The organism is Methanobacterium formicicum, assembly GCF_029848115.1.
Lineage (GTDB): Archaea > Methanobacteriota > Methanobacteria > Methanobacteriales > Methanobacteriaceae > Methanobacterium > Methanobacterium formicicum.
Map to the genome: position 1 here is coordinate 1 of NZ_JARVXG010000025.1, position 15,022 is coordinate 15,022.

Below are 15,022 nucleotides of genomic sequence, written 5' to 3' on the forward strand. Positions count from 1 at the left end.
ACGACTCCATACTCAAGGGAAAAATGGGAAGTTCCATTGGCTCACCACTGGTTACCATTGTGGATGATGCCAGTATGGATGCCTTCGGATACTATGCCTACGATGCCGAGGGAGTTAAGACCAGTGAAAACATCCTGGTACAGGATGGTGTGTTAACTTCCCTTTTAAGCTCCAGGGAAACCGCAGCCAAACTTAACATCCAGTCCAGTGGAAACGCACGCTCCGGAGTGGGTGACCAACCCATAGTACGTATGAGTAACACCTACCTTAAACCCGGCCAGATGAGCTTCGAGGAATTGATTGAAGATATGGATCATGGAATCTACCTTAAAGGATCACGGGGTGGTCAGGTGGACACTGGTAAAGGAATTTTCCAGTTCAACGCTGCCGAATCATTCCTTATTGAAAAGGGTGAAGTTAAGGATCCCCTTCGTGATGTGTCACTTTCAGGAAACATACTGGAAATTTTGCAGAAAGTGGATGCTGTTGGCTCTGATTTCAAATTAGGAGTAGGCTTCTGTGGTAAAGCCGGTCAAACAGCCCCAGTAGGAGATGGAGGTCCTCACACCAGGGTCAGTGAAGCCACAGTGGGTGGGGCCAGTTAAGGATCTTATCTGAGTACCATCGGGTATTCATTTAGTTCAAATCTTAGCTATTCATTAGCCCTGATGGGTTTATTAGTCCTAAAGGGCTCATTAAATCTTGAAGGTTCATTAATCTTGAAAGGTTTATTAGTCCTAAAGGGTTTATTAGTTCAACAGGGCTCATTGTCCCGAAGGGATCCATACAAAAACAGGGGGATATGATGATAAGTGATGAGGAAGGGGAATTTTTAGTGGCACTGGCCAGAAGATCACTAGAAACCTACATAAAGGAGGGGGCAATTATAAAGGTCCCCGATAATGTCAATCCTAAATTGAACGAGGAAATGGGGGCATTTGTAACCCTAACTAGTGACGGGGATTTACGGGGATGCATTGGCTACCCTGAACCAGTAAAACCCCTGGCCCAGGCAGTGATAGAAGTGGCTATAAGCGCAGCCACTGGAGACCCACGTTTTCCCCCGGTTACCGCCGCAGAACTGGGAAGTATTCAGGTGGAAGTTAGTGTACTCACCCGACCGGAGTTAATTGAAGTTCAAAAACCTGCAGATTACCTTGATAAGATTGAAGTGGGATATGATGGTTTAATCGTGGAGAGAGGTATTTACCGTGGTCTTCTATTACCCCAGGTACCCCTGGAATGGAACTGGGATATTGAAGACTTTCTGGCCAACACCTGTATGAAAGCAGGGTTAAGTCCGGATTGCTGGTTACAGGAAGGAGTGAAAATATACAGTTTCCATTCCCAGATATTTTCGGAGAGTTAATTGGGAAATTTCACTCTAATGAATTTCCTTTTTTAAACCACAATGAATTTCCTTTTTTTTAACATTATTAAAAATTTAACATTATTAAAAACAGAAAGTATATCTGTCAGGCCTAATCATTATTTAACAAGGAATACTTTTTTTAGGAAGATAATCCCAGTACTATAAGTGAATAGTTGTAAGTTATTCCCCACTGATTATTTTAAGAATATTTCAGTGAATAATGATTATGTGAATGATAATTATCCATATTCTGAGTTCAAATACTTTAAAAATGATTTGGACTTGTAAAATAATTCAAATTCTTTAAAGAATTAATTCAGAATTAATTCAGTATAATAGATGTAATATAAATTGAAAAAAATGTGATTTTAATGTTTTTACCCAACATACCCACCCCGGATGAAGTGCTTGACAAGGGATTCAGCCGGGCTAAGAAAGCCGCGGCCAAGGTTCGCACCTCCAAAATTCACCGGCAGCACAAATCAAAGAGAATAGAGGAAGTAAGAATTCAAACTGCCTGCCAGGTCATCAGAGACACCTTTGAAGAGATACTGGAGAAAACACCCCATGTAGAGGAACTCCCTATGTTCTACCAGGATTACATAGATGTGGCGGTGGGAGTTGATGATCTTAAAAGATGTCTGGGAGCGTTGAACTGGGCCAACGGAGTTTTAGAAAAATTACAAAACCAGTATACTCATAAAGTAAGAAGATCACCCCCTGAAAGTGCAGCACAGGTTAGAAAAGCAGCTTTCGGTAGGATAGCCTCAGTGGTTAACCGTATCGGGGATGAACTCGACTTTTTAAACTACGCCAAGCAGAAACTGCGTAACATACCCACCGTGGACACCGAGGCCACCACCGCAGTTATTGCTGGTTTCCCCAATGTGGGTAAGTCCACCCTCATGCGCAGGATAACCAATGCTGAACCCGAAGTGGCGGACTACCCCTTCACCACCAAGGGAATCCAGATCGGACACTTTGAAAGGCGCTGGCAGAACTATCAGATCATTGACACTCCTGGGCTTCTGGACCGCCCGGTGGAGGATATGAACCAGATTGAACTGAACGCCATGGTTGCCCTGGAACACCTGGCGGATCTTATCTTATTTGTATTTGACCCGTCCCAAACTTCGGGATTCCCTGTGGAAAACCAGGTAAACCTTTACTGGGAGATAAGGAAGATATTCAGAAACACACCGGTTTTCCCGCTTTTCAATAAAATGGATCTGGCAGATGATGAAGAAAAGATTAAGTACATTGAACAACACATTACTACCGAGGATAAACCCTTGATGGTCGCTGCATCTGAAGGCAAAGGAATAGCAGAGATAATCGCAAAATTAGAGGAATTTAACCGGGAAGAAATGAGAAATAGGGGAGACTAATCTTCTTTGGGACGTTTTTTCTCTAAGTGGGTTGAATCCTTAATAGTGGAATAATCTCCCTGGATTTGGATAATTATTGAAGTTATGTGAGGGATTTCTATGGACGAGAAAAAAACAAGACTGGAATCCAAAGGCCAAGAAAAAGGAGTTAAAGCCAAAGCTGCCGAGGTTAAAGACACTGTTTCAGAGAAAGGGGAAGAGGTTAAAGCTAAAGCTGCTGAGGTTAAAGATACTGTTTCTGATAAGGGGGAAGAAGTTAAAATCAAAGCTACTGAAGCTAAGGATACGGTTTCTGATAGAAGTAAAGAAATCAAAGAAAATGCCACGGTTAAAACTGAAGAACTACGTACCACTGCCGAAAAAGTGGTTAACGATGTACTGAAAACCATTCGTGAGAAACAGGAAGATCTGGGCAAAACCATCAATGACTACACTGCACCCAACACTCCCTATGTGGATCTCGTGGACACCCCCACTGAATTTATTCTCATAGCTGACCTTCCAGGAGTGGGTAAGGAAGATTTATCCGTGGATGTGACCCAGGAATCAGTGACCATCACTGCTACCTTCCCTGCAGCCATGGAGGGGGAAGATGTAAACTACATAAAAAGGGAAAGAGGTCATGGAGAAGTTACCCGTACCCTGAAATTACCGGAAGAGATCAAAATTAAAGAGGCCAGTGCCAATTTTGAAGAATCAGCCCTGACCATAAAACTTCCCAAAATACTTCCTGAAACCCAAAAATTAGAAATCAACTAAAGTCTGGGATACTCCCAGATTCATCTATTTTTTTTATCTAAATTCCTTAAATTATGGTTTAATCATTATTTTCAGACTCATAACTTTTTTTAAATGCCGTAAATTCTAAATTCACAAAAAACTAAATTAACAAAAAATTAGCTCTTATTTTTTCAGGGAAATCCTGATTAATTATCAAAAATTAATTATCAAAAATATTTATCTAAAAAAGGGTGGGGTATTGATTTAAGGAAAAATTAGAGGGAAATAAAGAATTAATACCTAACCTTCCCAATGTGCCGGGTGCTTCCGGGATCTTCCTGGTTGAAATGGGCCAGGTAATAAACAAACCATTCCAGAGGCACTACTAATACAAATGGTGCCAGTAATGGGTTTATATCTGCATAATCCTGCATTCGGTATATTAGGTTATTCGCCCCAATTTTCTGGGAGAACTCTATTGATTTGCGGGTGAATTCATCACCAGGATAGTCCGCTTCAAGGAATACCACTGGAACATCCTTTTCCACCCGTTCAATAAGTCCGTGGCGGAATTCACCAGAATACAGTGGACAGGCATGCTTTATAGCCCCTTCCATAAACATGGTCATGGCCAGTTTATAGGCCAGCCCATAGTTGGGGCCACTGCCCATGCAGTAGAATATATCGTAATCAGCGTATTTCTGGGCCAGAGCCTTGTTCTCAGCTTCAGTCTTTTTTAACAGGTCCTGGGTAATTGAGGGAATCTTTGCCAGGTCCGCCAGTACTTCCTGGGATTGAGAGGAGGTTTCCATTCCCAGGAGGATCTGATAAAGGCACATGAGTTGGGTCATGTAGGTCTTGGTTCCCAGTATGGCAGTTTCCCGGCCTCCCCGGGTTAAAATCACATCAGTTGATTCCTGGGCCATGGTGCTTTTTTCTTCATTGATAATGGACACAGTGTACATCCCTTCCTTCTTTGCTCTTCGAAGGGCGGCCAGTGTATCGGCTGTTTCTCCAGATTGGGATGTTAAAATTACCCCTGCATTTTTTTCCTGGAGATTTTTATGATAGAAAAATTCATAACCGGTAAAAACTTCCAGGTTCCTGTTTGAAACCATGTTCATAGCATCTTTAGATGAAAAACATGTTGAAAGGGAGCTTCCACAGCCTACCAGATAAATTTTATCAAATTCATCGAATTTCTCACTCATTTCTTTCATGTGAGATTTTTCTGCCTTCATGGTGTCTTTCAAAGAGCGAGGTTGCTCCATCATCTCTTCATACATTTTATAATGCATTTTGGTCCCTCAATATGTAATAATCATAGTTGATAGTGTAAATAGGTCACCAGACTGTGGTGACGGAATTAATTGACTTGTTATTACTACTAAATTTGATCTATTTTAATAAATACTTTCTCATGGTATTCTAAACTTCTCAATTAAGTGATTGCCTTTTTAAGGTATAAAATGGCTTATTTAATAGGAGTTTGAGTTTAAATTGATTACCTATATTCATAAAAATTTAGGATAGCTTTTATACATCAGAAGGTTATGGTTTATAATTTTTACTTTTTCTGGGAAATGAATAATTTGGCCAGGCACACTGCCATTTCTGCCAGTTCTTCAACTTCCATTCCCACCATTACCATCATGGGTTCTTTTCCCCAGGCACCATGGTGGTAGATGATATCAGGAACAGCACCATTTAGATTTTCTACAGCTATTTTGACGCCCCATGAAATGGTGCTACCCTCTTTTTTGGCCACTTCTTCTGGTTCATTGCTACGATCATAACTGGAAACCCTTAAACCCAGTTTACGGCATATTTCCACTAGATCGGGGTGATATTTAATGTTAAGGGCACTGCGCCTTTCAGGATCATAGTGCATGACTCCCAAAACAAGTCGGGCCATATGGGATGAAGCACCAAAATCAGGAACTGCCACTGCACGGGGCAGGCCATGGACACTGGTTATACGTCCGGGAATCCCGGCCACATCATCTATGGTTTGGGCATCCCTTTTGGCCATTACCAGGTTACTCCGGACTTCGGGGATTAACTGTGCAAATTCTGGTGAATTCTCTAAAATATGCACGGCCCTTTCCAGCTTCTCTATTATCATGAATATGAGTTTAAAATCAATGGAATATAAGTTTTGGTGTGGGGGTTGTCAGGGAAATTTTCCAGTAAATTTGTCTCCTAGCCTACCTTCCACTGTTACATGAATATAACACCACAGCACATAATCTATCGATTAATATAATCAACACTAAAAAATCATTTTAAAGAGATTCAAACTAATTTATAGGGTTAATATTTCTTTAACTCATCTTTAACATTAATAATTAACATTTTTACTTTTCTAGTCTCTGAATATTGTCTCAAATCTGGCCGGGGGAGGGGAATATTGTTATGGGGCAACAGCAGACTCAGATCTAAAGGCACATCACCCGGTGGGTTAGAGAAGGGGTGGGTGTCCCAAATGGAGGATCAGGACTAGGACTCCCCATCACAAATTCCAATTCTAAGGCTTTTAAATCCAAAAAAGCCTCATGTAAGGGTTTCTTTGCCAAAAATAAATGAAAAGATTTATATGCACAAAAGGCCGATCTTATTGTGTCAGGAACCTCTATCTGTGTTCAACTGACACGCAGTACATTGAGGGGGCATAATACTGAAGCAACAATGGTTGCTAGCTGTGCTACTATTACTGGTAGCATCAATGCTAGCCCCTGGTATTAACTATGCCACCCCAAACCAGTCAATTTCAGAAAATTTCACGAACACAACCAATGTCAGTGAAATAGTAGAAAACACCACAAACTCAACCACTATTCAAAATACAACCACTGCGGTGGTTAATGATACAGTTATTAGTCAACAAGAAAACCAGACATCAGACACCTCCAACAACACCCAAAATAGTTCATCCGATAACAGTAATCAAACAGACACCATTCAGAATAACTCTGCGGCAGCATCAGATGGAACCTATACAAATGTCCACGGAATATGGTTAAATGTGGATGACGTAAACAACGTCAACGTCAACGAATTATTAACAGCCGGAATAACGGATGTATTCGTTAAAGCAAACCGCATATCAAATCCCACATATCAAAGCGTCCTGACGACCATAATAAACAAACTACAAGGTACAGAAATACGGATCCATGCCTGGATAACCTGTTTTGTAGATGCAAACGGGGACTGGGTTGATCCTAAAGACAGTGAAACCACCGATGCACTGGTAAATGCAATAACAGATATCACAACTAACTACAACATAGCAGGAATTCACCTGGACTATGTCCGCTACCCTGGAACAGCCTACCAATACTCCGGAGGCACAGAAGCCATAACTAGCTTCGTCCAGAGAGTATACACCACTGTAAAATCCATAAAGGCAAAAGTTGCAGTATCAGCCGCACTAATGCCGGAAGGAGCAGCCAACGCATATTACTATGGGCAGGATTATGAACAGTTATCAAATTACCTGGACTTCCTGGTCCCCATGGTCTATGAGGGAAACTACAAAGAAGACAATGATTGGATAACTTCCGCCACGGCTTACATCGTAAACCACTCCACCAAACCGGTAGTTGTTGGTTTACAAACTTACAAGAGTGACAGTAACTTAGTAGCTTTATCTGTAGAAGAAATTAACCAAGATATAAAATCTGCCTTATCTGGAGGAGCATCAGGATTTGCGCTTTTCAGATATGGTTGGTTAAACAAAGATTTCTTTGATCAGGTTAATCAGGACACAACCTTTACTGTTGATCAGATAAAGGCTAGTGCAAGTGTTGTGAGAAGTTATGTGGAATCTAATGGAAAGCTGCCGGATAGTGTTTTAGTTGGTTCAACTGAAGTGACTATGCATCAGTTTTTGGAGCTTTTGGTAACTGCAACCATACAAATCAATAATGGAGTTACTGATTCCATACCATTGGGGACTTTCAGCGCACCTACTAATCCTATTGAAGACATTAGGGCGGGTAATATTCTCATGGTAGAGTATCTCAAGATAGCCAATGATGTTAAAAACTACATGGATAGTAGTGGTAAAACACCCGATTTCGCATATCAAACCAGTTTAGGAACCTATCTTCGGTTTGAAAACCTGGTGTATATGTACAGCATGATCCTCGACTACTACAATACTAGTGGAAACAAGGCTCACTTCGCAGTAATGAAACCATGGAACTCCATTACTACTTCACCAACTACTGGATCAAATGCATTCACCATTGCGGAAATCGTTGATGCAGCAGGAAGAGTTAAAAGATTTGTGGAAACTTATCATGCTCTCCCAGATTATGTACAAATGGGATCATTACAAGTTTCTATGCCTCAGTTCCTGTATTTACTCACCACATGCACATCTCAACTAAATAGCGGCATCACCAGCCTCATAGTTTTACCCAGTGTTTCGGTAGCATCAAGTCCTCTAGAACAAATGACCAGTGGAAACTTGGATAAAACTGAGTATGTTGACCTGGCTAACCGTGTAAAATCCTTCATGGATTCCAATGGTATAGCACCCAACTACGGTTCAACATCCCTGGGAAAACTAAGATTCGAATCACTGCTCTACCTTTACAGTAGAGTGGTTGCATTCTACGGACAAAACCAGTACTTACCCAACTACGCCACCATGAAATCATGGAGTAGCGTAGTGGCTACGGAACCCTCTGTACCAGCAGAACTTCAACAGTACCTGCAGGCAACTACCAAATGCGAGGTTAACGACCCCCGTATAATTGCCCTGGCCCAGAGCATAACCTCTGGTGCAACATCCAGCTATCAAAAAGCCACACTCATCTTTAACTGGGTGAGAGACAACATAAACTATTCATATTACTACGACTCCCAGAAAGGAGCGGTGGGAACCCTCACTTCTGGAAGTGCAAATTGCTGTGATCATTCACATCTAGTCGTGGCCCTTTCAAGAGCAGCTGGATTACCGGCAAGATACGTACATGGATACTGTTATTTCACCAGTAGTGGAAATTGGTATGGTCATGTATTCGCTCAAATATATGTGAACGGACAATGGTACAATGCGGATGCTACTAGCTCCAGAAATACGCTAGGAGTAATCAACAACTGGAATACCAACACGTGGACTTATAAAGGTACCTATGCTTCGCTGCCATTTTAAACACATTCTTTTTTTCTTTTTTTTATTCCCCTTAGCGGGAGCTAGGTAAGTTCGATAAAAATCCTAGCATTCTAAAAATAAAAATCTTGCATCCCTAAAAAAAATAAAAAACCTAAACATCCAAAAAAATAAAAATCCTGAATATCCCTAAAAGTTAAATAGGGGATTTAGTAGTGTGGAGGCAATAATCTCACTACCCCCCATCAAAGTCAGTAAATTCCATTTTTAAAACCTTATCATGCTACTTCCAGCGTGAAAGTGATTAGCAGTGTTTAAAACTACCCGGGGGAAAATCAGACTCTTTAATCTTCTTGATGATCTTACAGGAGCTATCCAGGGTGGAACGGTGGTAACCCTTCACCTTAACCACTTCCGCGGCAATGCCTCTTTTCTTGAGCTCTTCCCTTAGATGTTCCAGGTCAAAGTTCTGGTCCGGGCCAATGGCAATGATATCTGGTTTGATTTTGAGGACCGTACTGAACATGTCGGTTTCACTGCCCAGAACTGCTTCATCAACCATCTTCAGCATCTGAACCACTTCCCGGCGCTGTTTTTCCGGGACAATAGGCACCCTTTTCCGGGCACGCACCGTGGACTCCCGGGCAATCACCACCACCAGGCGAGCACCTTCACCTCCCAGTTTCTTTGCTTCCTCCAGGTAAAACCCATGACCGGGATGTATTAAATCAAATGTTCCAGTAGCCATTACAGTTTTAATAGTTACACCTCTTGTAAAAATTATTTTAATATGTGTTATTTGTTAATTAACTTCTCAAATAGAGTAAATTCGCCCATAGTTCATCTGTCTTTAGTCAGTTTATTGATCTTTTTTTCAAGATAAAAATCTATCACTTAAAAAATTTTCCAGCACACAAACAGGGGGTAAGATAACCACCAAAAAACTTCAGTCCATGGTTGGGTTTAATAAACGTTAGTTTTATAAATAAAGAATTAGTGAATTGAATCCTTAAGATAAAAAAAATAATCTCTGGAGTAATAGATAAAATAAGTCCAGGGAACGTTTATTGTAAAAATCATATCTTTGGTAATTATCATGAGTTCAAAAATTGCTAGGGGAAGCCTGATCATGCTGATCGGGTACTTCATATTCCGTGTTGGGGGTTACCTTTACCGTTTTGCCACCGCATACCTTTTAGGACCTGCAGGTTTCGGGATACTTAATTTAGCCCTCCCCACACAGAGTATATTAATACAAATAGCGTCGGGGGGAATGCCCCCCGCCATTGCCAAACACGTTTCTGAATATTCTGCTAAAGGCGATGAGGAAATGGTGAAACAGGTAATTCACACCTCCCTAAAAATCGTGATTGTTCTGGGGTTGTTCTTCAGTTTGGTGATCTTTTTAATGGCTGACCCACTGGCCAATCTCTATTTCCATAAACCAGAAGCTGCTCTTCCCCTGAAGCTGGTGGCCCTGATCACCCCCTTCAGTGTGATCGTGGGTGTTTTCCGTGGTGCATTCCAGGGTGTTTTCCAGATGGGGAACATCGTTATCACCAAGGCTTTTGAGCAGATCTTCATGATCAGCAGTGCCATCATCCTTATCTGGGTGGGATTTCAGGTGGCCGGAGCAGTTATTGGTACTGCTATCGGGTTCCTTTTTTCCGCCCTGGCCGGATACTACCTGTACCGCAGGGGACTGGGTAAACGTCTAAAAAATGTGAAACTGTCCTTTACCCTTAAACAGGAATTATCCCTGGCTAAGGTGCTTATTATTTTTGCCTTTCCTGTTCTGGTAACCGGACTGGCGGAAACTGCTTTATTCGATGCCATTGGAAACTACATTGTCGGGGCTTATCTGGCCAGTGAACAGCTGGGTTTTTACGGTGCAGCCACTCCAGTGGCCCGTTTACCCCTCATAATTTCCATGGCAGTGGCCACGGCTGTTCTACCGGCCACAGCCGAAGCTATGGGATTGGAAAACCGGCACGTACTTAAAAGCTATGTAAACCAGTCCTATCGCTACGTCAGTCTGTTGGTGGTTCCCATGTGTGTGGGGACCTTTATCTTTGCCACCCCCATAATGAAATTACTTTACGTTAATTCGGCATACATGAATGGGGCCATGGCTTTACAGATATTATCGGTGGGAATGTTATTTTTCACTATCTACACGGTTTCTTCCAGTATAGCTCAAGGATTGGGAAAACCATACCTTCCCATGGTTATTTTAGTTGCGGGAGTTATATTGGACGTGGCCTTGAGTATGTATTTAGTGCCTATTTACGGAATCACCGGTGCTGCTGCGGCCACAGCAATCACCGCCCTGTTCATAATGACCACCATAGTATGGAAAACCCTTCAAGTGGCGGATGTAAAACTGGAATACAAAGATCTGGGCAGAATCGTCTTGGCTGCAGGAATAATGGGGGCAGTGTTGCTGTTAATACCTCAAAACCTCTTAATCAGTCCGGCAATTTCCGGCGCAGCGCCTTTCAGTTATATCACCTTTTTTTCCAAGTATGTGGCCTTTGCTTTGGTCATGGTGTTGGCGGCCCTGGTTTACATGGTGGCCCTAATACTGGTGGGAGGACTTAAAAAAAGTGATATAAACGCTCTTCGAAAATTAAGTAGTAAAACCGGACCATTAAAAGGTAAATTAAATATAATTATTTCCTATATGGAAAGGTTCGCCCATTGAACTGGGTTATCATAAATCAGAGTGGGCTGATTAAAAATAATCCCCTCCCCTATTTTTCTATTTTTTTTTATTTTGGATAAAACTTATTTTACTCACCTTATAGCTTATTAAATTGGCAAATACATTTTTCTACAGTCTTTAATCCTCTAATTTCCCCTTAATATAGAATATCCCAAATTATTTCCCTGATCATTGACAAAATATATCTATGATTGTGGTGAGGGGCATTGGAACCGGCCCTTACGTGGGTGTGGGGCAGGTTAGAAAGATAGAAAGGGATGAGGACCTCCTGAAACTCGTAGGGGGAGAAATAGTAGTGGTATCCCGAGCATCACGGGACATGCTATCCTATCTTCACCGGGCAGGAGGAGTGGTCACGGATTATGGTGGCCTAACCAGCCATGTGGCCATTGTTCTCCGGGAGATGAAGGTACCCTGTGTGGTGGGAACCGGTAATGGAACGGAAAAACTCCAGGAAAACACCATAGTAACGGTAGACGGCAACACTGGCAATATTTACCAGGGGTTCATGGAGAGGGAGGGGAAGAAGGATACTTCACTGATCTATCTCCCGGCCACCAACATCAAAGTTAACTTAAATGTCCCGGAAATCGCCTGGAAGGTGGCTTCCCTGGCTGATGGTGTGGGATCCATACGCATTGAAAACAGTATCATCCGCACGGGAAAACACCCCCAAATACTCCTTGAAGAGGGAAAATTAGTCCAAGTTATTGCTGATGCCGTCCGTTTGATAGCCGATGCATTCTGCCCCAAACCAGTATGGTTCCGCACCTTTGACATACCCACTGACGAGTTGAAACGCCTGGAAGGGGGCAGCATGGAACCTGCGGAAAAAAATCCTTTAATGGGGCTGAGGGGCATTCACAAGGATCTTAAAAATCCTGAAATTCTTAAGGCAGAATTTAACGCCATAATGGAACTCATTGAGGAGGGGTATGATAATTTGGGAGTTAAAATACCCCTGGTGCGTGATGTTTCTGAATACCAGGAGGCCAAAAAAGTCATGAAGGAAGTGGGACTCAAACCCCACCGTGATCTGCCAGTGGGGGCATCAATTGAAACCCCCTCGGCAGTTTTCACCCTGGAAGAGTTTATAAAGGATGGAATGGACTTTGCAACCCTGGGCATGAGTGACATGGCCATGTGCTCCCTGGCGGTTGACCGCAGGGGGGTCAGGGTAGCCAAACACTTCAACTTAACCCACCCTTCAGTTTTGACCATGATAAAAACAGTTATCGAAACCTGCAATCAACAGGGGATTGAAAGCTGTATCTGTGGATATGCTGGTTCCGATCCAGATATTGTAAGGTGGCTGGTGAAGACCGGTATCACTTCCATATCCACCAACCCGGATCAGATTCTTAAAATCCGAAAAGTAGTGGATATCGCCGAAAGGACTCTAATACAAAGGGAACTAGCCTAGAGATCAGGACACCAAAAAGATTGAAAAATTCATTTTTCATAATCAAGGGGCTATTTATCATAAGGGCTATTTTTCATAATCAAGGGCCTTTTCAAAATTTAGAGTGCCTTTGTAAAGTGCTGAACCAATTACCACTCCGTAACAGTCAGTCTGGCTTAAAAGGGCCACATCTTCCAGGGTGCTCACACCGCCCGAGTAAACCACGGGAATATTAACTGATTCCAGTAGTTCCAGGAGAGGTTCAACTTTAAACCCTCCCAGGAGCCCTTCGTGGTCCACGTTGGTGAATAGTATTCCTCCTGCTCCCTTTTCTTCCATGGTTTTTCCCAGTTCCGGGGCAGTCTGGTTGGTTTTTTCCGTCCATCCCCGTACCACTACCTGGGAGTCCTTGCTATCCAGAGCCACCATGATCCTTTGACTTCCAAATTCCTGGGACAGGGTTTCCACGGCTTCTGGCTCCTGAATGGCCAGGGTTCCAAGGATCACCCGGTCCACGCCCATGTTAAGTAAATGGGCAGCATCATCAATGCTACGGATTCCTCCACCCATCTGAACCGGTATGGAGACCTTTTTGAGGATATCCTCCACCACCGGAATATTTCCCCCTTCTTCCAGAGCCCCACCAAGGTCAATAACATGCAACACACTGGCGCCCCGGTCTTCCCATCCCTTAGCCACTTCTGCAGGATTTTCCAGTACAATCTGTTCTGTTCCTGGTTTTCCCTGAACCAACTGCACACATTTACCGTTTTTAATATCCACTGCTGGCATAATAAACATGAAAATCACCTTCACATTATAATTTCGTACTATTTTTTCGACTTATTCTTTATATTTTTTTGTTTAAGTTATACAAAAAACAGTTATCATAACAAACTATTTCATTTGACTTTTTCGTACGCATTTCTCAACTTACTTATTACATTTTAAATCAATTAGTATAAATTCGATTATTAAAGAAATTTTAACTCCAGATTATCACTTCATAGTATTTTTTTTAGATTTTTTAATAATATTAATTCTGTTAATATAGAACTAACTCATTAAAACCTTGATTTCACGATCTTTTACTTATAAAAAAATCATGAATCCATAATAATGATTGAACTTATTTTTACCCTAATCATATGTTGCCAAGTTCATTTCCAGTTAATGATAAAAAATTAGGGTAAGTAATTATCTAACTCAAACATTAAGTTAAACATTTTACTGAAAAAACATTTTCATCTTACAATTAGAGTTATTATTATAATCTTTAGCTTATACCCAATTTACCGTTTTAAAATGATGTTTGACTCAAGTTTAAATTCTGATGGTTTGATTTGCATCTTGTAAACACTGATATTTTTTTCTTTTCCTATTTCAATGATTTTTTTACTATTTTCTATATCAGCCATTGCACCCAAATAGATCGCTTTTGGTTTAGGAACAGGTAGATATATTGATTTATATTTAACATTTTTATAAGGAAAAACGTACCTCCATTCTTTTTCATAAGCCCAAACTTTAGACTTAATCAAAGCATTATAAAAAATAGCCATATTATTAGCTTTTGTAGTTGATTGAGGAAGTGCTAATCCTTTTAAAATATCTTCGGGTCGAATTTTGCCCATATATTTTTTTAAGACATTGTCAAATTCTTTATTAGAATCCGGCATGTAATCTTTCATATCAAAAATAGCTTCCTGATAAATAACAGGAAAAATGAAACGTGTTACTTGATTATCTAATCCTAATTCTTTAAAATCATATTCGACACAAAAACCTTTATGTTGATCTGAATAATGACTCCACATCAAAATGGATTCATATGTTTCACTAAAACAAGTTACATGAATCTTATTTTTTAAACCAAAATCCAAATAACCCTCTTTAAAATCCTTTTTTTCATTTTTAATACATTCATCACGTTTTTCTAACGATATATCTGGTTTAGTTTTCATACAAAGAAACTTAGCTAAATGATGAATAATATCGTTTTTTCCTCTTAGTTTAAAGAATTCCTTATTTGATACCTTAAACCCTCTTTGTTTTAATTCATCAAAAATATGTTTTAAAAGAACATTTCTAATATAGTCCTCATCTAAATCTTTCGAAGCCATTTTTAAAGCACAATCAAAAGGATCATTGAACTCAGTTGGTCTTGAAAGATGCATTTCATTATTTTTTAGGCTTTGTAGAAACCCTAATTTTTTTTATTTGAAGACAGGTTTTTTTTGTAATAAAAAAAATTTGTAAGTTTTAAGTTGTGTTTTCCTGTTTTCACTTG

The 15,022-nt window shown here is 40.8% G+C and carries 12 protein-coding genes; 7 read left to right on the forward strand and 5 right to left on the reverse strand.

All coding sequences use genetic code 11. From position 1 onward, the window contains the following. From QC759_RS01665 to QC759_RS01680, 4 genes are all read left to right on the forward strand, one after another. Positions 1-605: TldD/PmbA family protein (locus QC759_RS01665; RefSeq protein WP_279844792.1), on the forward strand; the 605-nt coding region annotated here is incomplete at its 5' end. A gap of 200 nt (positions 606-805) precedes the next feature. Further along, on the forward strand, positions 806-1,369 hold the full coding sequence (locus QC759_RS01670; RefSeq protein ID WP_048073558.1) for a TIGR00296 family protein: 564 nt from the start codon (positions 806-808) through the stop codon (positions 1,367-1,369). A gap of 374 nt (positions 1,370-1,743) precedes the next feature. After that, positions 1,744-2,760 carry an NOG1 family protein gene (locus QC759_RS01675; protein WP_048073557.1) on the forward strand — a complete coding sequence of 339 codons (1,017 nt, stop codon included), beginning with the start codon at positions 1,744-1,746 and terminating at the stop codon, positions 2,758-2,760. Positions 2,761-2,859: 99 nt separating this feature from the next. Continuing rightward, positions 2,860-3,519 carry an Hsp20/alpha crystallin family protein gene (locus tag QC759_RS01680; RefSeq protein ID WP_052400002.1) on the forward strand — a complete coding sequence of 220 codons (660 nt, stop codon included), beginning with the start codon at positions 2,860-2,862 and terminating at the stop codon, positions 3,517-3,519. 254 nt (positions 3,520-3,773) lie between these two features. Here the strand turns inward: QC759_RS01680 and QC759_RS01685 are convergent, their stop codons facing one another. Together QC759_RS01685 and QC759_RS01690 are read right to left on the reverse strand one after the other, a co-directional pair. Continuing rightward, positions 3,774-4,778 carry an SIS domain-containing protein gene (locus QC759_RS01685; RefSeq protein WP_048073556.1) on the reverse strand — a complete coding sequence of 335 codons (1,005 nt, stop codon included), beginning with the start codon at positions 4,776-4,778 and terminating at the stop codon, positions 3,774-3,776. Between the two features lie 269 nt (positions 4,779-5,047). Beyond that, positions 5,048-5,605: a thiamine-phosphate synthase family protein gene (locus QC759_RS01690; protein ID WP_048073555.1), complete on the reverse strand. Its 558-nt coding sequence runs from the start codon at positions 5,603-5,605 to the stop codon at positions 5,048-5,050. Between the two features lie 576 nt (positions 5,606-6,181). On the opposite strand from QC759_RS01690, the gene QC759_RS01695 reads away from it, so the two are divergent. Next, complete coding sequence (locus tag QC759_RS01695) at positions 6,182-8,647, forward strand: pseudomurein-binding repeat-containing protein (protein ID WP_279844803.1); 2,466 nt, start codon at positions 6,182-6,184, stop codon at positions 8,645-8,647. A gap of 262 nt (positions 8,648-8,909) precedes the next feature. Here QC759_RS01695 and QC759_RS01700 read toward each other — a convergent pair whose 3' ends face one another. Further along, positions 8,910-9,353, reverse strand: a complete 444-nt coding sequence (locus tag QC759_RS01700; RefSeq protein WP_048073554.1) for an FAD synthase family protein — start codon at positions 9,351-9,353, stop codon at positions 8,910-8,912. Between the two features lie 348 nt (positions 9,354-9,701). Here QC759_RS01700 and QC759_RS01705 point away from each other — a divergent pair, with 348 nt between their 5' ends. After that, a complete protein-coding gene (locus QC759_RS01705) occupies positions 9,702-11,309 on the forward strand; it encodes an oligosaccharide flippase family protein (protein ID WP_048073553.1) in 1,608 nt (535 codons plus the stop codon). 208 nt (positions 11,310-11,517) lie between these two features. Then, positions 11,518-12,753 carry a putative PEP-binding protein gene (locus QC759_RS01710; protein ID WP_048073552.1) on the forward strand — a complete coding sequence of 412 codons (1,236 nt, stop codon included), beginning with the start codon at positions 11,518-11,520 and terminating at the stop codon, positions 12,751-12,753. Positions 12,754-12,819: 66 nt separating this feature from the next. Here the strand turns inward: QC759_RS01710 and hisA are convergent, their stop codons facing one another. Together hisA and QC759_RS01720 are read right to left on the reverse strand one after the other, a co-directional pair. Further along, the gene (hisA, locus tag QC759_RS01715; protein ID WP_048073551.1) at positions 12,820-13,533 is read right to left on the reverse strand and encodes a 1-(5-phosphoribosyl)-5-[(5-phosphoribosylamino)methylideneamino]imidazole-4-carboxamide isomerase; all 714 of its coding nucleotides are present in this window, start codon (positions 13,531-13,533) and stop codon (positions 12,820-12,822) included. A 491-nt stretch (positions 13,534-14,024) separates the two neighbouring features. Further along, a complete protein-coding gene (locus QC759_RS01720) occupies positions 14,025-14,855 on the reverse strand; it encodes a DUF2971 domain-containing protein (RefSeq protein WP_279844799.1) in 831 nt (276 codons plus the stop codon). Positions 14,856-15,022 lie beyond the last annotated feature (167 nt).

Coding starts and splice junctions, on each gene's coding strand:
- QC759_RS01670 (WP_048073558.1), top strand. CDS start 806: ATGATAAGTGATGAGGAAGGGGAATTTTTAGTGGCACTGGCCAGAAGA.
- QC759_RS01675 (WP_048073557.1), top strand. CDS start 1,744: ATGTTTTTACCCAACATACCCACCCCGGATGAAGTGCTTGACAAGGGA.
- QC759_RS01680 (WP_052400002.1), top strand. CDS start 2,860: ATGGACGAGAAAAAAACAAGACTGGAATCCAAAGGCCAAGAAAAAGGA.
- QC759_RS01685 (WP_048073556.1), bottom strand. CDS start 4,778: ATGCATTATAAAATGTATGAAGAGATGATGGAGCAACCTCGCTCTTTG.
- QC759_RS01690 (WP_048073555.1), bottom strand. CDS start 5,605: ATGATAATAGAGAAGCTGGAAAGGGCCGTGCATATTTTAGAGAATTCA.
- QC759_RS01700 (WP_048073554.1), bottom strand. CDS start 9,353: ATGGCTACTGGAACATTTGATTTAATACATCCCGGTCATGGGTTTTAC.
- QC759_RS01705 (WP_048073553.1), top strand. CDS start 9,702: ATGAGTTCAAAAATTGCTAGGGGAAGCCTGATCATGCTGATCGGGTAC.
- QC759_RS01710 (WP_048073552.1), top strand. CDS start 11,518: ATGATTGTGGTGAGGGGCATTGGAACCGGCCCTTACGTGGGTGTGGGG.
- hisA (WP_048073551.1), bottom strand. CDS start 13,533: ATGTTTATTATGCCAGCAGTGGATATTAAAAACGGTAAATGTGTGCAG.
- QC759_RS01720 (WP_279844799.1), bottom strand. CDS start 14,855: ATGGCTTCGAAAGATTTAGATGAGGACTATATTAGAAATGTTCTTTTA.